This is a genomic window from Pantoea sp. EA-12 (assembly GCF_030053355.1).
Taxonomy (GTDB): domain Bacteria; phylum Pseudomonadota; class Gammaproteobacteria; order Enterobacterales; family Enterobacteriaceae; genus Pantoea; species Pantoea vagans_C.
On the sequence record NZ_JASGBY010000004.1, the window covers coordinates 157,666 to 182,498 of the forward strand.

Below are 24,833 nucleotides of genomic sequence, written 5' to 3' on the forward strand. Positions count from 1 at the left end.
TGTGTTGAGGATATGGGGGCAAGCGGCCCCGCTTCAAGTTTAAATCTGGCATGCCGCCTAGTTGCTGCGCAATATGCGATCCAACATCCAACCCGGCAGCAGGCGTTTCAGCACGCTCATCATCCACGCGACCAGAGTCACGGGATAGCGCAGGCGCGGATGGTTGCTCTCCAGCGCATGGCGCAGCTTCGGCAGAATGGCTTCCGGCGGCAGGGTAAAGCGCGCGGCAATGCCAGGGTTGCGTACCGGTTTATCCTGCTCGCCCTGATGCACATTGTCGGTGAAGCGCGTGGCAATCGGGCCCGGTTCGATCAGGCTCACCCGCACGCCAGAATCGCGTACTTCCATACGCAGCGCATCGCTCCAGGCTTCCAATGCCCATTTACTGGCGGCATAGGCGCCGCGACCCGGCGTGGAGATCAGCCCCAGCACCGAGCTGGTGTTGATGATACGCCCATTTCCGCTGGCTTGCAGTGCGGGCAGCAGGCGCATCGTTAGTTGATGGGTGCCAAACAGGTTGGTGGAGAACTGCTTCTCCAGCTGTGCACGTGACACGCTGGTGAGCGGCCCGTACTGACCAAATCCGCCATTGTTAAACAGGCCGTACAGGCGGTGGTCGCATAATGCCAGCACGCGATCCGCCGCGGCATCTACGCTCTCCGCATCATCAAGATCGAGCTGTATGCCAATAAAGCCCAGCGCTTCCATGTGTGCGACATCCTCAGGACGTCGGCAGGCGGCCATTACGCGATACCCGCGTGACAGCAGATCGTTCGCGGCCACTAAGCCAATGCCGCTGGAGCAGCCGGTGATAAGAATCGTTTTTTGCATTTCTTTACCTGTTAAAAATCACACGCCTGCATTAATTCTGCTTTACTAGCGGAGCCAGTTCGTTCGCCATCAGGTTGGCAATAAACGGCTGCGCATCCGGATTGGGGTGAATACCGTCCTGCTGCATCCACTCCGGCTTCAGATAGACCTGCTCCATAAAGAAGGGCACCAGAGGAATGTTGTACTGCTGTGCCAGGTGTGGATAGATCGCACTGAACGCCTCGGTATAACGACGTCCATAATTAGCGGGTAGACGAATTTGCATCAGCAGCGGCTGTGCCTTGGCGGCTTTCACCTCGTCGATCACTTTGCTCAGATCATGGGCGATGTTCTGTGGCGGGAAGCCGCGCAAACCGTCGTTACCGCCCAATTCGATTAACACCCAACGGGGTTGATGCTGTTTTAATAGGCCCGGCAAACGCGCCAGCCCTTGTCCGGCGGTATCTCCGCTGATGCTGGCGTTGATAATTCTGGGCTGCTGTTGCCAGGTTTTATCGAGCAGGCTGGGCCATGCTGCGGTAGCGGACATGCGATACCCGGCGCTCAGGCTGTCGCCCAGTACCAGCAAGGTATCGGCGGCGGCGATGCGAGACACCAGCAGAAGCAATAACAACAGGAAGGGATAATGCCAGCGGAAAACATTGTTGCAGTTCATCATCTTACTAAGTCCGTCGGTCAAGGAGAGCATCAGCTGACCATCCTTACCGGAGTTGAGCTGGTTGTCAAACCAGCCGAGACCATTGCGTTGATTGGTGAGTCGGGCTCGGGTAAGTCTACGCTGTTGGGCATTCTGGCGGGGCTGGATGATGGCAGCAGCGGCGAAGTGAACCTGCTGGGCCAGCCACTGCACAGCATGAACGAAGAGCAGCGTGCCGCGTTGCGCGCGCGTGAAGTGGGCTTTGTGTTTCAATCCTTTATGCTGGTGCCGACCCTCAATGCACTGGAAAACGTGCAGCTGCCCGCGCTGTTGCGTGGCGACAGCGATCGCGATAGCCGCAGCCAGGCGGTGGAACTGCTGACGCAGCTGGGGCTCAAGGATCGATTACACCATCTGCCCGCGCAACTTTCGGGGGGAGAGCAGCAGCGTGTGGCGCTGGCTCGTGCCTTTAGCGGACGCCCCGGCCTGCTGTTTGCCGATGAACCCACCGGTAACCTCGATCGTAAAACCGGGGATCGCATTGCCGATCTCCTCTTCTCCCTCAACCGCGATTTCGCCACCACCTTGATTCTGGTGACGCACGATGAACAGCTGGCGGCGCGCTGCGATCGTCGGCTGCGATTGCGTGACGGCAAGCTGTGGGAGGAGTCATGATTTGGCGCTGGTTCTGGCGTGAATGGCGCTCGCCATCATTACTGATTGTCTGGCTGGCGTTAACGCTGGCGGTGGCCTGTGTGCTGGCGCTGGGTTCAATCAGCGATCGTATGGAGAAGGGACTCAGCCAGCAAAGCCGTGACTTTATGGCGGGAGACCGCACCTTACGCAGCAGTGCGCCCGCGCCGGAAGCCTGGCTGAATAAAGCGCGCGATGAGGGGCTCTCTGTGAGCCGCCAGCTCAGTTTTATGACCATGACCTTCGCCGATCAAACGCCGCAGTTGGCGGACATCAAAGCCGTTGATGACGCCTATCCGATGTTCGGCACCTTGCAGACCGATCCACCAGGCTTAAAACCTCAGGCGGGCACGGTATTAGCCGCGCCACGTTTGCTGGCCTTACTCAATCTGAAAGTCGGTGACAATGTCGATGTCGGTGACACCACCTTGCGTATCGCCGGTGAGGTGATTCAGGAACCAGATGGCGGCTTCAATCCCTTCCAGACCGCACCGCGCCTGCTGATGAACCTGGCCGACGTGGAAAAAACCGGTGCGATCCAGCCCGGTAGCCGACTCAGCTGGCGCTACAAATTCTCGGGCGATCCGGCCCCGCTGGCGCGCTATGACAGCTGGATTCAGCCACAGTTAAAAGCCGGTGAACGCTGGATCAGCGTAGAGAACTCAGAGGATGCGCTCGGGCGTTCGATGCAGCGTGCACAGCAATTCTTGCTGCTCTCGGCGCTGCTGACCTTGATGCTGGCGATCGCTGCCGTGGCGGTGGCGATGAGCCACTACTGCCGAAGCCGCTATGATCTGGTGGCGGTGCTGAAAACATTGGGTGCCACGCGCCAGGCCTTGCAGCGGTTGATCATCGGCCAGTGGCTGGCAGTGTTGTTACTGGCTGCGATTGCGGGCAGCGTGCTGGGGCAGGGGATTGAAATCATCCTGTTGGTGATGCTCAAACCGGTGCTACCCGCTGCGCTGCCCGCCGCCAGCTTCTGGCCGTGGCTGTGGGCGATTGGCGCGATGTTTGTGATTTCGCTGCTGGTGGGATTGCGCCCCTACCGTTTGTTGATGGCAACGCAGCCGTTGCGCGTGCTGCGCCGTGATGCGGTGGCGAATGTCTGGCCGCTGCGCATTTATCTGCCTGCCATGGCGTTAGTGGTGATTGCGCTGCTGGCGTTGCTGATGGGCGGCAGCAAAATGCTGTGGGCGCTGCTGGCCGGTGTGGTGATGCTGGCGCTGCTGCTGTCACTGCTCGGCTGGGGCACGCTCTTGCTGCTGCGTAAGCTGGTGGTGCGCAATCTCGCGATGCGGCTGGCGATCAATCGTCTGTTACGGCAACCCGTCATGACGTTGAGCCAGCTGTCGGCGTTTTCGCTGTCGTTTATGTTACTGGCACTTCTGCTGGTCATGCGTGGCGATCTGCTGGATCGCTGGCAACAACAGTTGCCGCCGGATGCGCCAAACTACTTCCTGCTGAATATGACGCAGGAGCAAGTGCCGCAGGTACGCGATTTCCTCAGCCAGCATCAGGTCAAAGCCGAAACCTTCTACCCGATTGTGCGGGCGCGTCTCACTGAGCTGAACGGTAAAGAAGCCGATCCGAAAATGGATAATGCCCTTAACCGTGAGCTGAATCTGACGTGGCAGGCGGATCGCCCGGATCACAACCCGTTGCTTGCCGGTGCCTGGCCACCGAAAGCGGGGGAAGTGTCGATGGAGGGAGAGCTGGCAGACCGACTGGGCCTGAAGCTGGGCGATACTCTGACTTTCAGCGGCGATACGCAGCAGTTCAGCGCTAAAATCACCAGCCTGCGTAAAGTCGACTGGGAAAGCCTGCGCCCGAATTTCTTCTTTATTTTCCCGCCGGGCGCGCTGGATCAACAGCCGCAAACCTGGCTCACCAGCTTCCGCATGGATAACAATCCGGTGCTACTGGCGCAGCTTAACCGCGCATTCCCAACGCTCAGTTTGCTGGATGTGGGTAGCATGCTGAAGCAGATCGGTCAGGTGCTGGCGCAGGTGAGCCAGGCGCTGGAGATCATGGTGGTGCTGGTCACTGCCTGCGGCGTGCTGCTGTTGCTGGCGCAGATTCAGGTCGGTATGCGCCAGCGCAGACAGGAGCTGGTGGTGTATCGCACCTTGGGCGCCAGCAAACGGCTGCTGCGCGGAACGCTGTGGTGTGAGTTTGCGTTGCTGGGCGTGGTGTCGGGGATTGCGGCGGCGTTGGGTGCCGAAGCAGCGTTGTGGGGCTTACAGCGCAAGATCTTTGATTTCCCTTGGGAGCCAGACTGGACGTTGTGGATCGCGTTGCCGATCTGCGGGGCGCTGCTGCTGTCAGTGTGCGGTGGCTGGTTGGGCGTGCGGCTGCTGAAGGGTAAGGCGCTGTTCAGACGATTTGAGGCGGCGTGATTTCTGCGGCCTGATGGGGGGCTCTGCGGACTGATGCCCTCATCCCAACCTTCTCCCACAGGGAGAAGGAGCTGCCCGAGCGAGGCTTAGGGCAAACCTAAACCGACAAACTCTCTCGATCAGTCCCCTCTCCCGCTTGCGGGAGAGGGCCAGGGTGAGGGCCAAAACCACTCAGAACTAAAACTTCTCAACCGCCCACGCAATCCCGCTGGCGTAATCTTCCGGCAGCAGCGGCACCAGCGCATTCAGCGCCGCCGCAAGGCGCGTCTGATCGCTATCGGTCAGATTCAAGTGCCCAACCTTACGGCCCGGACGCACTTCTTTGTCGTACCAGTGCAGATGCACCAGCGGCTGTTGCAGCCAGGCGACATTCACATCGGTGCCAATCAGATTCACCATCACCGACGGCGCAAACACCACCGGTTTTGGCAGCGCTAAACCGAGCACCGCACGCAGATGCAGTTCAAACTGGCTGATAGACGCGCCATTCTGCGTCCAGTGACCGCTGTTATGCACGCGAGGTGCCAGTTCGTTGATCAGCAAACCTTCTGGCGTGACAAAACACTCCATCGCCATCACGCCAACATAGTTCAGCTCATGCATGATCGCGCTAAGCATCGCTTCAGCCTGCTGCTGCTGCGCCGCATCCGCCTGCGGGAAGGCCACGCTGGTGCGCAAAATGCCGTCCTGATGCAGGTTATGCGTCAGCGGATAGAACACCGTGGTGCCATCCTGACCGCGCGCACCCACCAGCGACACTTCACCGCTGAAGTTGATGCCCTGCTCAACGATGCATTCGCCATAGCACTCATCCGGCAGCGCATCGGTTTCATTGGCGCGTAAACGCCACTGACCACGGCCGTCATAGCCGCCGGTGCGACGTTTCACAATCGCCAGTTCACCTAGCGTGTTGAACACCTGCGGCCATTCGCTTTTATCCGCCAGCAACTGCCACGGCGCGGTCGCCAGGTTCAGCTGATCGAGCAGCTGTTTTTGCGTCAGGCGATCGGCCAGACGCGGGAAAATATCGCGGTTCACAAAAGCAGGATGGCTCGCCAGTTCGCGCGTTAACGCGGTTTCCGGCCAGCGTTCGATCTCTGCAGTGATCACGCTTTGGGCGATAGGCAGCGCTGAAGGTTCAGCATCCAGACCCACAGGATAGACAGCGATGCCCAGCGGTTCACCCGCCTGGCGCAACATACGGCCTAACTGACCGTTGCCGAGTACGCAAACCGGTTTCATGCATCCCCCCGCGGATCTGGGTTGTTCAGCACTTCATCAGTCTGCGTTTGACGCCAGGTCGCGAGACGCGCGGCCAGATCTTTGTCATGCACCGCCAGAATCTGCGCGGCCAGCAGGGCGGCGTTGGCAGCACCGGCTTTACCAATTGCCAGCGTACCCACAGGAATGCCACGCGGCATCTGCACGATAGAGTAGAGGCTATCAACACCACTCAGCGCGGCGCTTTGTACCGGCACGCCCAGCACCGGCACCAGGGTTTTGGCGGCGATCATGCCCGGCAAATGCGCTGCACCGCCCGCACCGGCGATGATCACATGGAAACCGTTATCTGCGGCAGTTTCGGCAAAGCTGAACAGCTTATCTGGCGTACGGTGAGCAGAGACCACTTCAACGTGGAACGGAACATCCAGGCTGTTAAGAATTTCCTCGGCGAACTGCATGGTAGCCCAGTCACTTTTGGAACCCATGACGATGGCGATACGAGCCGGGGTGGCGTTGGATGACATGTGGTCAACTCCTGTGAATAGTCGAACGAACCTGGCCGGGCGGGCAGGTAAAGAAGGGCACAGAGAATAGCATGAGATGGCAGCAAGGAAAACGGTTGCGTACGGGGAAAACGGGCAATGATGCCCGAAATTAGAAGGGGAATTCGATCAGCTGCACGCCATCGGCATCGACCTGAATCATCGAACCGTTTTCATGCCAGGCACCGAGCACCACGCGCTGGGCGCTTTCACCTTGCACGGATAGCTGATGCACAGCCGGACGATGGGTATGCCCGTGAATCAAAATCCGCACCTGCTGACGTGTCATCGCGGCTTCCACGGCCTGCGGATTGACATCCATGATGCTTAACGACTTATGCTGATTCGCGTTTTTACTGTCCGCGCGCATACGTGCGGCGATGCGCATACGGATGCGTAGCGGCAGGGCAAGGAACAGGCGTTGCAACCAGCGCTGATGCACCTTCGCGCGGAAGCGTTGATAGCCTTCATCGTCGATACATAAGGTATCGCCGTGCATAATCAGCACGCGATGGCCGTAAAGCGTCAGCACCTGTTCTTCTGGCAGCAGCGTCATGCCGCTTGCGCGAGCAAAACGTTTACCGAGCAGGAAGTCACGATTGCCATGGATGAAGAATTTCGGCACCGGCAGCGCTTGTAACGCTGCGGCAATTTGCTGATGCAGCGGATTGGGATCGTCATCGCCAATCCAGGCCTCGAACAGGTCGCCGAGGATGTAAAGCGCATCACACTGCTGCGCTTCACCCTGCAAAAAATGCAGAAAACCGGCAGTAATTGCCGGTTCTTCTGTGCACAGATGCAAATCTGCGATAAACAGCGTGCGCGACATTACTCGCTAACAGTCACTTTCTGGATGACAACGTCGTCAACCGGAACGTCCTGGTGCATGCCGCTGCGGCCAGTCTTCACCGCTTTGATTTTTTCTACCACGTCCATGCCTTCAACCACTTCAGCGAACACGCAGTAACCCCAGCCCTGCAGGCTTTCGTCACGGAAGTTCAGGAAGTCGTTGTCTGCTACGTTGATAAAGAACTGAGCAGTCGCGGAGTGTGGTGCCTGAGTACGGGCCATCGCCAGCGTACCTTTAGTGTTCTTCAGGCCGTTGTTGGCTTCGTTACGAATATCTTCTTTGGTGTCTTTCTGCTTCATGCCTGGCTCAAAACCGCCGCCCTGGATCATGAAACCGTTGATAACACGGTGGAAAATGGTGTTGTCGTAGAAACCTTCACGGCAGTAGTCCAGGAAGTTTTTCACGGTAGCCGGCGCTTTGTCATCGAAGGTTTTGATTACGATGTCGCCATGGTTCGTCTGGAAAGTGACCATTATATTCGTCCTGTTACGGGTGTCGTCAGTATCAACTGCCACGCCTGCATAGCGGCGAGGCATTTTTGTAGACGCCTCTTATATCACAATTTCCGATGGCTCGTCAGTAAGGCAGCCACAGAAGCTAAGCGAGCGATGCACAACTGAGAAAAATACGGCACAATGTCGAGCTACGCTGGAAAGGCGTATCCCGCAAACGTCAATAACGGAATCGTTCAATGCTGAAGATCTATAACACCCTGAGCCGTCAGAAAGAGGAATTTAAACCGATCCACGCTGGTCAGATCGGCATGTATGTCTGTGGAATTACGGTTTACGACCTCTGTCATATCGGTCATGGGCGTACCTTCGTGGCATTTGATGTGGTGTCGCGTTATCTGCGCTATGTGGGCTATCAGCTCAAGTATGTGCGTAACATCACCGATATTGATGACAAGATTATCAAACGTGCAAACGAGAACGGCGAAAGCATCGAAACGCTGACCAACCGTATGATCGGCGAAATGCACAAAGATTTTGACGCGCTGGGCATTTTGCCGCCGGACCTGGAGCCGCGCGCAACACGCCATATCCCTGAGATTATCGAAATGGTTGAGCGTTTGATCGAACGTAAGCACGCTTACGTGGCGGCGAACGGCGACGTGATGTTCGATGTGCTGAGTGATAAAGGTTACGGCGTGCTGTCACGTCAGGATCTGGATCAGCTGCAGGCGGGCGCGCGCGTCGAAATCACTGAAATCAAACGCAACCCGATGGATTTCGTGCTGTGGAAAATGTCCAAGCCGGATGAGCCAGCCTGGAATTCACCGTGGGGCAACGGTCGTCCGGGCTGGCACATCGAATGTTCAGCGATGAACTGCAAACAGTTGGGCTCGCATTTCGATATCCACGGCGGCGGATCGGATCTGATGTTCCCGCACCATGAAAACGAAGTGGCGCAGTCAACTTGTGCGCACGACGGCGATTACGTTAACTACTGGATGCACTCCGGCATGGTGATGATCGATCGCGAGAAGATGTCGAAATCACTTGGCAACTTCTTCACCGTGCGTGACGTCCTCAAGCATTACGATGCTGAAACCGTGCGCTACTTCCTGATGTCTGGGCACTATCGCAGCCAGCTCAACTACGGCGAGGATAACCTGAACCAGGCGCGTGCGGCGCTGGAGCGTCTCTACACCGCGTTGCGTCACACCGATGCCAACGCGACCGCAGCGGGCGGCGAAGAGTTTGAAGCCCGCTTCCGTACCGCGATGGATGACGACTTCAACACGCCGGAAGCTTACTCGGTGTTCTTCGATATGGCGCGTGAAGTGAATCGTCTGAAAACCGAAGACAGCGCGGCAGCCGATGCGCTGGCAGCAAAACTGCGTCAGTTAGCCAACGTGCTGGGGATTCTGCAGCAAGATCCAGAGCAGTTCCTGCAGAGTGGTGCGCAGGTGGATGACGAAGAAGTGGCAGAGATCGAGCATTGGGTGAAAACCCGTGCCGATGCGCGTGCAGCCAAAGACTGGGCGCAGGCGGATGTCGCGCGTGACAAACTGAATGAGCTGGGCGTGATCGTCGAAGACGGCCCGCAGGGTTCGAGCTGGCGTCGTAAATAAATCAACGGGTGCGCTTGCTGTTGCTCGTAGGGTGCGCATTGATGCGCACTTGAATCTCAGCCTGCGATTGTAGGGTACGCATTAATGCGTACCTGAATTCCCCGGCCGCAGAATGCAAAAAGGGGCGAACCGATGTTCGCCCCTTTTTATTTGCTTGAACGTTTACGCGACAACGGTAATACGCTGTCCGGCAAACTCAACCGTCTGGCCTTGCACAATCTTGCAACGCTTACGCGTTTCAACCGCGCCATCCACACGCACTTCGCCGTCAGCGATAAAGGCTTTCGCCTGCGCGCCGCTCTCCACCCAACCTTCGAGCTTCAGCAGGTCACACAGATCAACGTGGGCATGTTTACCTAAAGAGAACGTGGCCATTATGCCTCCTCTGCGTCGTGATACTCTTCACACGCGACTAATGTATTTTGAATCAGTGTGGCTACGGTCATCGGGCCAACGCCGCCCGGCACTGGCGTAATGTAAGACGCGCGCTCAGAGGCCGTCTCAAATTCCACATCGCCCACCACTTTGCCGCTTTCCAGGCGATTGATACCCACATCAATCACCACTGCGCCTGGTTTAATCCAGTCACCCGGAATAAAGCCCGGCTTACCAACCGCAACCACCAGCAGGTCCGCGTGCTCAACATGATGACGCAAATCTTTGGTGAAACGGTGCGTGACGGTGGTGGTGCAACCGGCCAACAGCAGTTCCATGCTCATCGGGCGTCCAACGATATTCGATGCGCCCACCACCACGGCGTTCAGGCCGTAGGTGTCGATGTTATAGCGCTCCAGTAGCGTCACGATACCGCGCGGCGTACAAGGGCGCAGCTTAGGTGCGCGCTGGCACAGGCGACCAACGTTGTAAGGATGGAAGCCATCAACGTCTTTGTCCGGCACGATGCGTTCCAGCACTTTGACATTATCGATGCCCGCTGGCAGCGGCAGCTGAACCAGAATCCCATCGATCTCATTGTCATTGTTCAGTGTATCGATCAGTTCCAGCAGTTCGGCTTCGCTGGTGGTTGCAGGCAGATCGTATGAGCGGGAGATGAACCCCACTTCATCACACGCACGACGCTTGCTGGCGACATAGATTTGCGACGCGGGGTTTTCACCCACCAGAACCACGGCCAAACCGGGTGCACGTTTACCGGCTGCTAAACGCTGCTGTACTTTTTCGGCAACCTCAGAGCGCACCTGCTGCGCAATCGTTTTACCGTCAATAATTTTTGCTGCCATCAGAGAGGAAATCCATCTGTAGAAAGTTAAATCGGGGAATGGCGCCTATTCTGTCAGAAGCGCGTGCGGCTGTCAGGTAGAGATTCGTTCGGGCAGGGCGTTTCGCGATTTTTTCGCAGTGACGGCAACCCGCCTTAGCGCGTATTATGCCACTCAGGAAATTATGTGGATGCCGTGATGATTTGGTTAATACTCGCCACGCTGGCGGTGGTGTTTGTTGTAGGGTTTCAACTGCTGACGGCCGGTTCACGCCATGCCGCGCAAGGGCTGAGTAAAAGGCTGCAACTGCCGCCGGTGCATATCGAATCGATGCTGTCACTGATGGGTAAAGACGCGGCCAAAGAGTTCACCGATTACATCGCGGGCGACAATGAAACCCATCTGCAGAACGGCGCAGCGGTGATGCTGATCTGGCAGGTGTTGATTGTCGATGGCAGTGACGAGAACGCGGTGCGCTGGCACGGCATTCTGACCAAGGCCGGGTTTTCCGGGCTGATTTCGCGGCAGCAGCTGTTGCTGGCGTTGGGATTCTTAAGGCAACTGGAGCCAGAGAGTGCCGAGCTGCACGCGTTGCGTGAGCAGTACAATGCGCGGTTTACGCAGCAAGGGATTGAGCTTGAAGGGGAGTCCGGTGAGGCGAGTAATCTGGTGTCGATGAGCGAGTGGCGTAAGCGGCACTGAGGGCATAGGGATTGGTGGGCATTGAGGACGGATGGCTCGACATAGGGAGCCTGCTGTTAGACATTCAGGACGAATTGTTCAATGATTCAACACTCTGGAGCCGCAGCACGGCAAAAACGTTGACGGCAGAGCGTGCAAACGTATAATCCGACGCAACCACTATGCGCCCTTAGCTCAGCTGGATAGAGCACCGGCCTTCTAAGCCGTAGGTCACAGGTTCGAATCCTGTAGGGCGTGCCAAATTCATATCAAGAGACGTCAACTGACGTCTTTTTTTATGCCGGAAATTCAGTAAATTAGCACTACAGTAAGCATTCAAATTCAACCTGAGTCTATCGACATAAACCCACATCAAGTAATCTTTGTTGGTATATGTGTTGGTACAACCCCGTTCAATGGCTTTTTGTACCAACATTCAGTGATGGAGAACAGCTAATGGCGCTAACAGATGTATAAGTCAGAAGTGCGAAGCCTGGCAACAAGGCTTTCAAAATTACCGATGGAGAAGGGATGCATTTGATGGTGCATCCGAATGGTTCTAAATACTGGCGGCTGCAGTATCGCTTCGATGGCAAACAGAAAACGTTGGCGCTAGGTGTTTATCCTGAGGTCTCGCTTTCCGAAGCCAGACAACGTCGTGATGAAGCTAAGAGAAAGATTGCCAACGGCATCGATCCGGGTGAGCAGAAGAAGGTTGATAAGCAAACCCGTAAAATTGCTATTGAGAACAATTTCAAAGCCCTTGCTCTGGAGTGGCATGAATACAAGCGTCCCAACTGGTCAAAAGGCTATGCTGATGACCTGATGGAAGCGTTTGAGAATGACATCTTTCCGGATCTTGGCAAACGTCCCATAGCGGAAATCAAACCACTAGAGATGTTGACGACATTGCGCAAGCTAGAGAGACGCGGTGTGCTGGATAAGCTGCGTAAAATTCGGCAAGCCTGCAAGCAGGTGTTTACCTATGCCATCGTGACGGGCAGGGCTGAGATTAATCCAGTCGCGGACCTCGCAAGTGCATTAGCAACGCCAAAACCTCAACACTTCCCTCTTTTACTCGCTGATGAGTTGCCAGCGTTTTTACAGGCATTGGAGAATTACACCGGTAGTCCAATTACTCGACTTGCTACGCGTATTCTGATGCTAACTGGAGTTCGAACCATTGAGCTGAGGTTAGCTGAGTGGAGAGAGTTTGATCTGGATAAAGGGATTTGGGAAGTGCCAAAGGAGCGCATGAAGATGCGGCGGCCACACATTGTTCCTTTGTCTACTCAGGTCGTTGAGGCGTTGCGAGAGATACGGGCTGTTACAGGGCGTTATTCATTAGTATTTCCGGGTCGGAACGATGCGACTAAGCCGATGAGTGAGGCGAGCATCAATCAGGTGTTAAAGCGGATTGGATATCATGGCAAAGCGACAGGACATGGGTTTCGGCACACGATGAGTACCATCTTGCATGAGCAAGGGTACAACACGGCACGGATTGAGTTGCAGTTGGCTCATGTGGATAAGAATACGATTCGCGGAACCTATAATCATGCGCAGTATCTTGAGCAGAGAAGGGAGATGTTACAGTGGTATGGGGATTATATTGATGGATTGCGATTGAATGTAAACTTTGCCAGAGTAAGTTAACAAAGCCGGTTTGACACGGGTCTTCGCACTACCGAAACATCAATAGACGTCGACGGACGTCTTTTTTTTGCCTGAAATTCACGACTCATTCTATAACTAATGGCTTGATGAACAGGATCGCTAGCAAGTTGTGACCAAATTGTTGTAAGAGGGCGACTTGGGGCCAGCCTAGTCCGGTAAAATCTTATGGCTAGCAGAAGATCCCCCCACCGACCCATGTAGAAGGAACTGGGTTGCTTATACTTTAATTGTCAATGTTTAAAATTTCTACTTGTTTTCTGCGTATTACATTCCATTTTATCCCCCTGACGCCACCCTTCATGTTATCTTTAAAGCCCTCTTTTTTATCGCAGTGTGCAGCGAATTATCGCTCGGGATAGTGTTATCACCACTGCCACATACAGACAGAAAAACCGATGATTAAGCAAAATTATGCACCTGGAATGCGGGTGGTTATTCGTGATGCAGAGTGGCGCATTCGCCGGGCGGATGACAGTGGAGATGGTGGCATCCTGCTGACCTGTGATGGCATTTCGGAGCTGGTACGCGGTAAAGAAGGGCTGTTTCTGACAAAGCTGGAGCAAAAAGTCGAGATTCTTGATCCAGCAAAAACAAATCTGGTGGAAGATGAGTCAGCCAATTACCAGGCGGCTCAATTGTACATAGAGAGCCAGCTACGCCAACGCGTCCCGACTGACAGCAAAGTCCATTTTGGACATCAGGCTGCGATGGATTCCATGCCCTTTCAGCTCGATCCCACGCGCATGGCACTGGCGCAACCGCGCCAGCGGATATTAATTGCTGATGCGGTAGGGTTGGGTAAAACGCTTGAAGCCGGTATCCTGGTTTCAGAGCTGATTCGCCGTGGACGTGGCAAACGCATTCTGGTGCTGGCGGTTAAATCCATGCTCACGCAATTCCAGAAAGAGTTCTGGAGTCGTTTTGCTATTCCGTTGACGCGACTTGACTCCGCTGGTTTACAAAAGGTGCGTAACCGCATCCCAACCAACCACAACCCGTTCCATTATTTCGATAAGACCATTACCCGGTATGGCCTGCGGAAAATACGGCTCATCTCCGCTCTTCTTTAAGTAGTAAAGATGAAACCTTCAGCGGTCGCCTCGAAGATAACAGTACCTATCAGAAACTACGTTGGGTGATGGACTACTGGTGTGCGCTATGGTTTTGGCCGATCGACAAAGCGGATGAGTTGCCGGATCGCGGCACCTGGTTGTTCGAGATGGAAACCCTGCTTGACGGTATTGTCGTCACGGAAAGGGTCACTGAAGCCGCTGAACAGGCTACCGGAGATCTGTTTGCCGACGAGGGCATGGTGCGTGAAGAGTCTTCGCTGTTTTCCGGTGCAGGTCGCCTGAAAACCGATGTGCTGTTCCGCCATTTGCCGCGTCTGGCGATTGTTGATGCGCTGAAGAAGCAGCACCGTTTCTTCCATTGGGATCTGGAATTCTGCGATCTATTTGCCGAGCACGGTGGTTTCGACCTGATGCTCGGAAACCCGCCGTGGCTGAAGGTTGAATGGCAGGAAGCTGGCGTGCTGGGCGATTATGAGCCGGAGTTTGTTCTAGGCCGATTAAGTGCTTCGAAGTTGGCGACATTGCGTCATGAAACCTTCAATAGAATTCCGCTGCTCGAAAATGCTTGGCGCAACGAGTATGAGGGTTGCGAAGGGATGCAAAACTTCCTGAATGCACAGCAGAACTACCCTGTACTACGCGGTGTGCAGACTAATCTGTATAAATGCTTTCTGCCGCAGGCATGGCGCTTAGGGGCGCAGAAAGGTGTGGCTGGATTCCTGCACCCGGAAGGGATTTATGATGACCCGAAAGGTGGGCAATTACGTGCGGCGGTATATCCGAGGCTGAGGACACATTTTCAATTTCATAACGAATTGAGTCTTTTTGCTGAAGTGCATCATGCAACGATGTTCAGCATTAACGTATATGGACCGCAGAATACAACGCCGTCCTTTATTAATATGTCAAATGTTTACGCAGTAAGCGCTATTGATGCCTCTTTTGAACACAACAATGCAGGCCCTGTTCCTGGTATCAAAGATGAGCAGGAAATTGAAGGCAAAATCAAAGTTTCCTGGAATACGTCGGGCCACCGTTCACGGCTAATTCATATTGGTTTGAAGGAGCTCTCTTTATTTGCTCGTCTGTATGACAGTGAAGGAACTCCTGCATGGCAGGCTCGTTTACCAGCTTTGCACGCAGAACAACTTGTTGCTGTTCTGGAAAAGTTTGCTAATCAGCCGAAGAGATTGGGTGATTTACAGGGGCAATATTTATCCCTGGAAATGTGGCATGAAACAAACCAGCAGAAAGACGGCACTATTGAACGTAAGACGCAGTTCCCTGAGGAAGCATCACAATGGGTATTGTCTGGCCCGCACTTCTTTGTTGGGACACCGTTCTACAAGACTCCACGCGAAAATTGTACGTTAAACAGCGATTATGACTGCCTGGACCTGCTAACTTTGCCCGACGATTACCTGCCGCGCACTAACTATATTCCGGCATGTGATGCGCAGGAGTATGCCAAACGTACTCCACGCGTTACATGGACTGAACCGGGTGAAGATGAACCGAGAAAGGTGACGGATTATTATCGTTTTGTTAACAGGAGAATGTTTGGTGGGTCTTCTGAGAGATCTTTTATCTCTGCAATTCTTCCCAAGGGATTTGCAAACATCAACACATGTGTCGCGACAGCGTTTGAGTCAACTAATATTCTGATTAATTTCACCGGCCTTTCACATTCAATTGTTTATGATTTCATTTTGAAATCAACTGGAAAATCAGATCTGTATGGTGCGCAACTCGGTGGGTTCGTATATACAGAAATATTTGGTGTAGAAATAAGGACTTTATTATTAAATTCTCTTTCAAGTGAATACGCCGAGCTCTGGCAATCCTGCTATACCCCAGATTTCAACACTCAGCGCTGGAGCCGCAATCTCCCACAACTACCCCAGGATTTCTTCGCCAACCTGACTCCTGAGTGGCAACGCAATTGTGCATTACGCTCCGACTACAGCCGCCGTCAGGCTCTGGTGGAAATAGACGTACTGGCGGCGCAGGAGCTAGGGTTAACCCTCGAAGAGCTGCTGACTATATATCGCGTCCAGTTCCCGGTAATGCGTCAGTACGAAGCCGATACCTGGTACGATCAAAACGGCCGAATTATCTTTACCCCAAGCAAAGGGCTAGTGGGCGTTGGCCTGCCGCGTACCGCGCGTAAAGCGGACCTGAAAAACGGTTTTGTCTTTAACGTCGACAGCCCAGACTGGACCGGCGGCGACTGCACCGATCATGCTATCGGCTGGGATGATGTCAAGCATCTGCAAACCGGTACCGTCAGCATCACTTTTGATGACTATACCCGCAGCGACGAAGGCGAGCGCCGAACCGTCATTTGGCAGGCTCCGTTTATCAAACCCGACCGCGAAGATGATTATAAAGTGGCCTGGGCATTCTTTGCACAAGATAAGGAGAGCGCCTGATGTTGCCTTCCGTTGTCAGTCGGCAGGTTGCCGACAGCGTTGCTTCCTTTTTGAGGGCCGCCTTCCCGCTTAACAGCCCGCTGTTTAATGGTGAAGAAAACAATAACGTCTCGATGCTGGAGCAATTTCTGGCCCAGCCGGAAACACTGCTGAAAGGTCCGTATCTTTCCGCTCAGTTGCCGTTTCGTAAAAGTGATTTACCGCTGAACTTCTTTCCCAATCTGACGCTGCCGTTCCCGCCGCACGCGCATCAGGCGCAGGCGTTTCAACGCCTGGGTATCGAGACGCCTCAGCCGACGCTGGTGGCGACCGGGACGGGTTCTGGTAAAACGGAATGTTTTATGTTCCCGCTGCTTAACCATTGTGCTGGGGCATCAGAGGCCGGTGTTAAAGCGATCATCATTTATCCAATGAACGCCTTGGCAACCGATCAGGCCAGCCGTTTCGCTAAAACCATCGCCAGCGATCCGCAACTACATGGCAAAGTCACTGTCGGCCTGTTTGTCGGCGACAGTGAAATCGAACCCAGCAAAAAGATGTCTGCGGATAAAGTCATCACCTGCAAACATACCCTGCGCGAGAACCCGCCGGATATCCTGCTGACCAACTATAAGATGCTGGATTACCTGCTGATGCGCCCCGGCGATCAGAAGCTCTGGCGCTATAACCAGCCAGGGTCACTGCGTTATCTGGTGGTGGATGAACTGCATACATTTGACGGTGCGCAAGGGTCGGATTTGGCCTGTCTGGTGCGCCGCTTAAAGCATCATATCGGTGTCGATGACAAGCGTTTTGCCTGTGTGGGGACGTCGGCTACCGTAGGTGACGAACTGGGGCAACTACTCGATTATGCTAAAACGATCTTTGATCAGCCGTTTAGCGATGACGCGGTTATTCGTGAAGATCGCTACACGGCGGCGGAATATCTGCAAGGTTATACCATCGAGTACAGTCAGTATCCGGGCCAGGATGTCAGCGCTGCGCTGGATCCGCAAACGTTCGCCAGCCCGGTAGACTATCTGAACGGACAAATTTCACTGTGGTTTCCGGATAGTTCACTGCAATTACCTGCCGATCTGGACAGCGATCGCGGACGTGAAAAGCGTATTGAGTTGGGCGCATTGTTACGCCGCCACAGCATCCTGCACGTGCTGCTGGAGGATTTGCAGGGCGGTATTTTGTCGGAACAGCAGTGCCTGGAAAATCTCCAGGTGATGCTGTCGGAAAGTGCCGGGCATGCGACCCGCGTGCTGCAAAGCATTCTGGCACTGATTGCCCAGGCGCGCCTGGACGTTCCAGAAAAACAGGAAGATCGGGAAAAGCGCCTGCAGGCGAATAAAGCGCGTCCCGTTCTGCCCTTTGTGCAACTTCGCTCTCAGCTGTGGTTGCGCGAGATGCGCCGCCTGGTCGCCAGCGTGTCAAAAACACCTGAGCTTGTTTTTGCTGATGATGTCTCGGTGGAAGATCGCGAACATTATCTTCCCGTTATTCACTGTCGTGACTGCCATGCTACCGGGTGGGCGAGCCTGCGCCATGGTCAGAGTGTTCAACTCGAAACTGACCTGGACGGTATTTATCGTCAGTTCTTCGAAAAAGGCCGTTCTATTGTACTGGCCTTCCCGGATAACAACGATAAACCTGTCAGCGGTGTTCACCAGAAGCTGTGCCCTTCCTGTTTAAAGCTCAATAAGCAATCTAACGTTCAGTGCGGGCATTGTGGCCATACTGATCTGATACAAGTACTCATCCCGGATATGCTCAAAGAGCGTAAGGATGAGCTGGAATTTGCCAACGAATGCCCGTACTGCAACAGCAAACAGGGTATTTCGATTCTTGGGTCGCAGGCAGCCAGCTTGTCGGCGGTGATGATCCATCAGCTTTATGGTAGCCAGTTCAACGAACATAAAAAGCTGATTACGTTTTCTGACTCAGTGCAGGATGCCGCACACCGCGCCAGCTTCTTTACTGCCCGAACCTGGCCGTTGATGGTACGCGGACAAATCGCCAGCGTGTTGGGTGAAAAAGAAACGTTACCGTTGGATGCCTTTGCGGCACGCGTTTGCCAGCAGACGCGTGAACGTTCACCGGATGATGCTCATTTTGCCGCGAGCTTCATCGCGCCCAACATGCAGTGGATGAACGATTACCAGACGCTGAAGAACGAAGGCCAGCTGGCAGAGAGTTCCGATTTACCGGAGCTGGTTTCTCTTCGTCTCGACTGGGAGGTATACAGCGAATTTACCCTACGCGCACGAATTGGACGTACGCTGGAGGCCACCGGTTACGCAGCTGCAGGAATTGATATTGCACGTTTCAATTCAGCGATAACGGCGCTTCACCAACAGCTTGTCGAAGAGCTGGGTGATGAAATGGTTGGGGTTAGCGTTGAGCAGGTGGCACACCTGGTGATTGGCGTTCTTTGGCATCAGCGGCAGGCGGGAGCTGTTCTGCATCCGGCGTTCGAAAGTTATCGGCGTGAGGGTAAAACCTTTATGATGACGCAGAAGGAGCGAACTTCACGCTATATGCCACCTATTGGTCCGAAAACGCGTAAACCGGCCTATGCCTCGTTTGAAAAAATAAATGGCTTCCATCGACTGATTGGTGCGAAATCCAACCCCAGCTGGTATCAGCATTGGATCAACCGAACGCTCAGCAACGGCAATAATCTGTTCATCAGCAGCCTGGCCGAGACGGTTTTACGACGTCTGTTTACGGCACTGAAAACGGCCGGGTTGGTAAAAGACTTCGACACAAAAGGCAAAGAAGCATGGGGGCTAGTACCTTCAGCGCTGGTAGTGAGCCGAGATGTTGTTCAGCTAAACTGCTCTTGCTGTCGTGAAGTTGTTCGGACACCAGCCGATCAGGGGTGGCACTGGCGAAACGCGCCATGCCTTTCTCTGCGCTGCGAAGGCCGCTATCAAGAAGCTGAAAATGCGGTGACCTGGCACTGGGATAATATGGACATCGCTCGTGTTCAGGGGGCAGAGCATACCGGATTACTGAGCCGTGAAGATCGTGAGGCTACGGAACAATCGTTCTACCGCGGTAATCAGCCATGGAATATCAACCTGCTTTCGGCAACACCGACGCTGGAGATGGGTATCGATGTGGGTGACCTTTCTACGGTATTACTCTGTTCTGTTCCACCCGCGCAGGCTAATTACTTACAGCGTATTGGTCGTGCTGGGCGTAAAGACGGCAATGCACTTAACATCACGGTGGCTGAGGGGAACCCGCACGATCAGTTCTTCTTTGAAGAGCCTCTGGAGATGATGCAAGGGCAGGTACAGCCCCCCGGTGTGTTCCTGAACGCAACGGCTATCCTGGAGCGTCAGCTGGCCGCATTCTGCATGGACAACTGGGTGAAAACTGGCGTCCCGGCATCAGCTATCAGCAAAAATGTGAAGCAGATGCTGGACGAGCTGGAGTTTGGACACAAGTCTGGGTTCCCATATAACTTCCTGCGTTATGTTGATCAGCATCATGTGTATATTGCTCAGCAGTTCTCGTCTATCTTCCCTGACCTTACGGAAGACACACGTCTACAGCTCCTGTCATATTTGCAAGGAGCATCAGGACAACGTTCTCTGGTGCAACGTATAGAAGAAGCATTAAAACTGCTGGTGGAGGATCGCAAATCGTTGCGTTCCCGGATTGATAAGCTCAAGCGCAGTATCGACAAGCTGGAGAGCGATCCGCACGATCAAAACTTTGACAGCGATATGCGCGAGTTAACTTCGGAACGTCAGGCGCTGATGGCGCTGGTGAACCAGATTAACAACAAGCAAACGCTTAATTTCCTCACTGATGAAGGATTACTTCCCAACTATGCCTTCCCGGAGGCCGGTATTACGCTGCGTTCTGTGCTGTGGCGGCGCAAGGACGGTGGGGAAACACGTGAATATCAGAACACGACCTACGAATACGAACGTCCTGCTTCAACAGCGCTGGCTGAGCTTGCCCCATTGAATAACTTCTATGCGGGCGGGCATAAAGTTGAAATCGAACAGATTGACCTGAAAGTGTCTGAGCCTGAAAACTGGCGTATTTGCAGCCACTGTAACTACAGCGAGAATATCGACCAGACCGGCGATCAGCATAAATACTGTCCAAAATGTGGCACACCAGGTTGGGCTGATGCCGGGCAAAAAACGACATTACTGAAGCTTCGTCAGGTTTATGCCCGTTCAAGCGCGCGTGACAGCCAGATCAGTGATGAGAGCGATAGTCGCGAACCGGCATTCTTCCAGCGACAGCTACTGGTCAGCTTCGAAAAAGAGGATGTATCGGCCGCTTATGCTATTGATGAAGGAGAAATCCCGTTTGGCTTTGAGTTTTTGAGCAAAGTGACTCTGCGAGATATCAACTTTGGCAAAATGGCGGATGATGCCAATGAGCTGATGATCGCAGGAGAGGCAAAGAAACGCACCGGGTTTAAAGTTTGCCTCGGCTGCGGCATGGTGCAGCGCCCTCGAGATTATGAACCACGTCATGACCTGAGCTGTAAATATCGCGCTGAACCCGAAAAAGCGAAGTTTGAAGATTATCTCTACCTTTATCGCCAGCTGGAATCTGAGGCATTGCGTATCCTGCTGCCAGTGACCAGCTACAGCAACGATCGTGTGGTGGAAGCCTCCTTGGGGGCAGCCATTCAGCTTGGGCTTAAACAATACTTCAAAGGTAATGTGGATCATCTGAAAGGCGTGGTGTATCGCGAGCCGGAAAATGAGGGCGAATCCTGGCGTCAGTATCTGGTGATTTACGACACCGTACCAGGGGGAACCGGCTCACTCAAAGAATTGATGCGTACACCTGACAACCTGCTGAAATTACTTGAGCTGGCCTACAAGGCGCTAGTGGAATGCAGCTGCAACCATGATACGCATAAAGATGGCTGCTATCGCTGTGTTTATGCTTACCGTGACCGCGGGCGTATGAAGTATGTATCAAGAGATCAGGCGCGTCTCTTACTGGCGAAAATCCTGAAGGCAAGTGCTTCTATACGCGTTATTGATTCCATCAAAAACATTTCGCTTGATGCCATGATGGGGAGTGAACTGGAAAAAAGGTTCATTCACTGCCTGCAGGATAACAAGAATCTTCTCGTGAGCCGGAGTTATGCCCATCAGAACGCAGGCTGGATTATTAATACCCGTACAGAACCGGCGATGAGCTGGCATCTCAAAGCACAGGTTGATTTAGGGGTTAAAGAAGGGGTTGGCATCCTTAGCCGACCAGATTATGTGCTCTATCCTCTGATGCAGTCAGAAAAGATAAAACCGGTAGCAATTTTCCTGGATGGTTTTGCTTTTCATAAAGATAGCGTGTCGGATGATGTCCAAAAACGGCAGGCGATTAAAGACAGCGGTAATTTTTGGGTATGGACAGTGACCTGGGCAGACCTTCAAGAAAAAGGTATTAAACACGTACAGAATGTCATGGGGCTTGGTCATAACCCGGATATGAAACAGCCTAAGTTTTATAACCTGTTCCATGATACAAACTTTGCGACGCTTGAAGGTTCATTTAGGGAGAGAAACAGTTTCGCATTGCTACTCGATTATCTCTCTGATCCAGGTAATAAAACTCTGCTATGGCAGAAAATGGCTGCTGCTTATGCCTGGGTGTGGCTGGATCCTAAAAAGTCGCAGGATACCGGAGCCAAACAAAAGTACGCCTATGAAATGCAGGAGAATGCTCCCGCTTATCGGTTGAATGCACTTTTGCCTGATGAACCATTTGTATTTGGCGGTTTACTGGATAGCTGTAGTTCATCACAACAATTCATTGAGCTGGCAGCCGTTGTTCCTCAACAAGCCATTAAATCAACGACAAGTATTGAACAAATGCGAAATTTGTTGAGGCTGCATATTTGCTTTGACGATCGTTATTCGCAGGATGATGGCTATGAAGCCGGATTTAACGGTTTCTGGTGGATAGTGAATTTACTGCAGTTCCTGCCAGATATGACATTCACCAGCCGTAAAGCGGTCCATTTACCGCAGAAGCCTGAAGCGGTAAAAATGCAGACTTCGGTGGTAGTGGATATTCAGCCTGGCGAGAGCTGGGCGGAGATACTTGAGTTTGGTTTATTGAGCGCAGAAGAAATCGCTTTTCTTCAGTCGTTATCACTATCGGCACCGACAGTCGGATATGAATTGCAGGAAGACGATGGCGAAATTATTGCAGAAGCCGATCTCGCCTGGCCATTACAAAAGCAAGCCTTGATTATTGATAATCAGGACTTTACTGCTTTATTCGAAAGTAAGGGTTGGCACGTTGTTTTCGGGCCAATTGACGAAAATACATTGCAGCATCTGTCCGGAGGTGACAAATGACGATTCCAACGCCAAAGGTGGCACTTTCTGATGGTTTTCTGGGGGCTTTTGCGCGGATTCCTAAAGCGCAGCAAAAAAAGGTCCAGGAATTCATCTCTAAGTTCCGCCAGGATCCGACGAGTAATGGGCTGAACTACGAAAAGATCCACGATGCACGCAGCAATAATGTGCATTCCGTGCGTATTGACCAAACCTACCGGGGGATCGTCCTGAAACCTGAGCAGGGTGCTCTGTATATGCTGATGTGGGTGGATAAGCACGACGAAGCCTACGACTGGGCGCGGCGACACGAATGTGCGATTCACCCGGTAACCGGTGCGATTCAGGTGATTGATACCAGCTATATCAAACCTACCCCCGAGCCGACTGTTGTTGATAAACCCAAACTCTTTGCTGCTTATACGGAAGAGCAGATCCTCGCGCTGGGTGTTCCTCCTGTGTTTATTGAGCAGGTGATGGCTCTTGTGGATACCACAGGGCTGAATCAGCTGGAAAGCGTGATGCCTGCGGAAGCCTGGGAACCCCTACACTGGCTGGCAGAAGGTCTGGATTACCAGGAAGTGCTGGAGGAATTTAACGATCACCGTGATGAGCCTGTTGATACCAACGACTTTATTGAGGCAATTGAGAGAAGTAAACGTCGTTTCCATGTCGTTGAAAATGAACAGGAGCTACTGCAAATGCTCAATGCGCCACTGGAAAAATGGCGTGTATTCCTGCACCCGAGCCAGCGAAAACTGGTGGAGTCTCCGGCAAATGGTCCGGTGCGAGTATTAGGTGGTGCAGGTACGGGTAAAACAGTTGTTGCGATGCATCGTGCACGTTGGTTATCCCAACGCCTGGCCGATAAACCCGGTAAAAAAGTTCTGTTCACAACCTTCACCCGTAACCTAGCGGCGGATATTCGCGCCAACCTCCAGCGTTTGTGTAGCCGTGAGGAGATGGCGCGTATTGAAGTTGTTAACATTGATGCCTGGATGAGCGAGCAGCTTAAACGCCATGGATATGATTTCCGCGTGGTCTATGACAGCGATGAAGGGCGACGTAAATGCTGGAACTATGCCTTGCAGCAAGTCCCTGCTGAATTGGGATTACCGGATAACTTTTATTCTGAAGAGTGGCAACGTGTTGTTCAGCCGAATGCGGTTTACAGCCGTGAAGAATATCTGAAGGTGAGCCGTATTGGTCGTGGCACGGCGTTATCCCGCATTCAGCGTGCGAAAATCTGGCCTGTGTTCGAAGAGTTCCGGGCACAAATGGCGCGAGCCAAACTGCGAGAGATGAGTGATGCCATGCATGAGGCTATCATTCTGTTTAAAGAAAAACAGGTGCAATTGCCTTATAGCAGTATCGTAGTCGATGAAGCTCAGGATATAGGTGCACCGGCCTTTACCCTTATTCGTAGCCTGGTTCCAGAGTCTCCTAACGATCTCTTTATCGTGGGTGATGGACATCAGCGTATTTACCGCAATAAAGTCGTTCTGGGTCAGTGCGGGATTAACGTTCGTGGGCGCCGTAGTAAAAAACTTAAAATTAACTACCGGACTACAGAAGAGACGCGACAGTTTGCTGTCGGGTTGTTAACCGGAGTTAAGGTTGACAACCTGGATGGTGAAACTGATGCCAGCAACGATTATTTATCATTGCTTCATGGCGAAAAACCCATGATTACTCATGTTTCAGATTTCAAGGAAGAGGCTGAGACGATTATCAAGCAAATTCAGGCGCTGTTAGCCAGTGATGTCCGTTCCCAGGATATCTGCATTACTTCCCGCACGAGGCATATGAATGAGCGCTATGCGTCAGCTCTGAATGAAGTGGGAATTGAAATTTTTAATTTAGGGAATGATAGTGGCGACAGTGATCAACGAGCTGGTGTCCGTATCGCAACGATGCACCGCATTAAAGGGTTAGAGTTCCAGTATGTGTTCCTTGCGGGCATCAATGATGGTGTTGTGCCGGAAGTCAAAGCAATCGCATCTGATGACCCAGTTGAACAGCGCGATGCATTATTTAATGAACGAGCGTTGCTCCATGTGGCTGCAACCCGCGCGGTAAAAGGACTGTTTGTTTCTTCGTACGGCGTACCTAGTACGTTATTAACAACGGAGTAATATTTTTTGTATGGGCCAGGAGGGCAAACTTTCCTGGCCCACACG

Annotated in this window: 14 protein-coding genes, 1 tRNA gene and 3 pseudogenes; 10 read left to right on the forward strand and 8 right to left on the reverse strand. The window is 53.2% G+C overall.

Annotation, left to right across the window (positions count from 1 at the left end; genetic code table 11):
• Positions 1-57 precede the first annotated feature (57 nt).
• Complete coding sequence (locus QMZ30_RS07915; protein WP_283226950.1) at positions 58-831, reverse strand: SDR family oxidoreductase; 774 nt, start codon at positions 829-831, stop codon at positions 58-60.
• Between the two features lie 31 nt (positions 832-862).
• Positions 863-1,489 (reverse strand): multifunctional acyl-CoA thioesterase I/protease I/lysophospholipase L1, encoded by a 627-nt coding sequence (gene tesA, locus QMZ30_RS07920; protein ID WP_283226951.1) that lies wholly within the window; start codon positions 1,487-1,489, stop codon positions 863-865.
• Between tesA and ybbA the strand changes: the two genes are divergently transcribed.
• Positions 1,457-2,143 carry a putative ABC transporter ATP-binding protein YbbA gene (gene ybbA / locus QMZ30_RS07925; protein ID WP_058973086.1) on the forward strand — a complete coding sequence of 229 codons (687 nt, stop codon included), beginning with the start codon at positions 1,457-1,459 and terminating at the stop codon, positions 2,141-2,143. The two genes, tesA and ybbA, sit on opposite strands and share 33 nt — an antisense overlap.
• On the forward strand, positions 2,140-4,557 hold the full coding sequence (gene ybbP, locus QMZ30_RS07930; protein ID WP_283226952.1) for a putative ABC transporter permease subunit YbbP: 2,418 nt from the start codon (positions 2,140-2,142) through the stop codon (positions 4,555-4,557). Before ybbA ends, ybbP begins: the two co-directional genes overlap by 4 nt.
• Before the next feature lie 177 nt (positions 4,558-4,734).
• Here ybbP and purK read toward each other — a convergent pair whose 3' ends face one another.
• The 4 genes from purK to ppiB form a co-directional block, all read right to left on the reverse strand.
• A complete protein-coding gene (gene purK, locus QMZ30_RS07935) occupies positions 4,735-5,799 on the reverse strand; it encodes a 5-(carboxyamino)imidazole ribonucleotide synthase (RefSeq protein WP_283226953.1) in 1,065 nt (354 codons plus the stop codon).
• Positions 5,796-6,305, reverse strand: a complete 510-nt coding sequence (gene purE, locus QMZ30_RS07940; protein WP_039330570.1) for a 5-(carboxyamino)imidazole ribonucleotide mutase — start codon at positions 6,303-6,305, stop codon at positions 5,796-5,798. The genes purK and purE overlap by 4 nt, the downstream gene beginning before the upstream one ends.
• Before the next feature lie 130 nt (positions 6,306-6,435).
• Positions 6,436-7,152: a UDP-2,3-diacylglucosamine diphosphatase gene (gene lpxH / locus QMZ30_RS07945; protein ID WP_283226954.1), complete on the reverse strand. Its 717-nt coding sequence runs from the start codon at positions 7,150-7,152 to the stop codon at positions 6,436-6,438.
• Complete coding sequence (gene ppiB / locus QMZ30_RS07950) at positions 7,152-7,646, reverse strand: peptidylprolyl isomerase B (protein ID WP_034828227.1); 495 nt, start codon at positions 7,644-7,646, stop codon at positions 7,152-7,154. Before ppiB ends, lpxH begins: the two co-directional genes overlap by 1 nt.
• Before the next feature lie 218 nt (positions 7,647-7,864).
• Here ppiB and cysS point away from each other — a divergent pair, with 218 nt between their 5' ends.
• A complete protein-coding gene (gene cysS, locus QMZ30_RS07955; protein WP_039330568.1) occupies positions 7,865-9,250 on the forward strand; it encodes a cysteine--tRNA ligase in 1,386 nt (461 codons plus the stop codon).
• 162 nt (positions 9,251-9,412) lie between these two features.
• On the opposite strand, the gene ybcJ is transcribed toward cysS, so the two are convergent.
• Positions 9,413-9,625, reverse strand: coding sequence for a ribosome-associated protein YbcJ (ybcJ, locus tag QMZ30_RS07960; protein ID WP_039330567.1), 213 nt, complete (start codon positions 9,623-9,625; stop codon positions 9,413-9,415).
• Positions 9,625-10,491 (reverse strand): bifunctional methylenetetrahydrofolate dehydrogenase/methenyltetrahydrofolate cyclohydrolase FolD, encoded by an 867-nt coding sequence (gene folD, locus QMZ30_RS07965; RefSeq protein WP_058973081.1) that lies wholly within the window; start codon positions 10,489-10,491, stop codon positions 9,625-9,627. Before folD ends, ybcJ begins: the two co-directional genes overlap by 1 nt.
• A 177-nt stretch (positions 10,492-10,668) precedes the next feature.
• On the opposite strand from folD, the gene QMZ30_RS07970 reads away from it, so the two are divergent.
• The 7 genes and pseudogenes from QMZ30_RS07970 to QMZ30_RS08000 all read left to right on the forward strand — a co-directional run bounded on the left by QMZ30_RS07970 (position 10,669) and on the right by QMZ30_RS08000 (position 24,788).
• Positions 10,669-11,172, forward strand: a complete 504-nt coding sequence (locus QMZ30_RS07970) for a DUF1198 family protein (protein WP_283226955.1) — start codon at positions 10,669-10,671, stop codon at positions 11,170-11,172.
• 163 nt (positions 11,173-11,335) lie between these two features.
• A tRNA-Arg gene (locus tag QMZ30_RS07975) sits at positions 11,336-11,412 on the forward strand.
• 195 nt (positions 11,413-11,607) lie between these two features.
• Positions 11,608-12,807: pseudogene (locus QMZ30_RS07980) on the forward strand (tyrosine-type recombinase/integrase).
• Between the two features lie 416 nt (positions 12,808-13,223).
• Positions 13,224-13,850 (forward strand): annotated as a pseudogene (locus QMZ30_RS07985) (DEAD/DEAH box helicase family protein); the annotation flags it as partial.
• Positions 13,844-16,333, forward strand: a pseudogene (locus tag QMZ30_RS07990) (hypothetical protein); the annotation flags it as partial. The pseudogenes QMZ30_RS07985 and QMZ30_RS07990, both read left to right, overlap by 7 nt.
• Positions 16,333-22,674 carry a DEAD/DEAH box helicase family protein gene (locus tag QMZ30_RS07995; protein ID WP_283226956.1) on the forward strand — a complete coding sequence of 2,114 codons (6,342 nt, stop codon included), beginning with the start codon at positions 16,333-16,335 and terminating at the stop codon, positions 22,672-22,674. The pseudogene QMZ30_RS07990 and the gene QMZ30_RS07995, both read left to right, overlap by 1 nt.
• Complete coding sequence (locus QMZ30_RS08000; protein WP_283226957.1) at positions 22,671-24,788, forward strand: ATP-dependent helicase; 2,118 nt, start codon at positions 22,671-22,673, stop codon at positions 24,786-24,788. Before QMZ30_RS07995 ends, QMZ30_RS08000 begins: the two co-directional genes overlap by 4 nt.
• Positions 24,789-24,833: the final 45 nt, after the last annotated feature.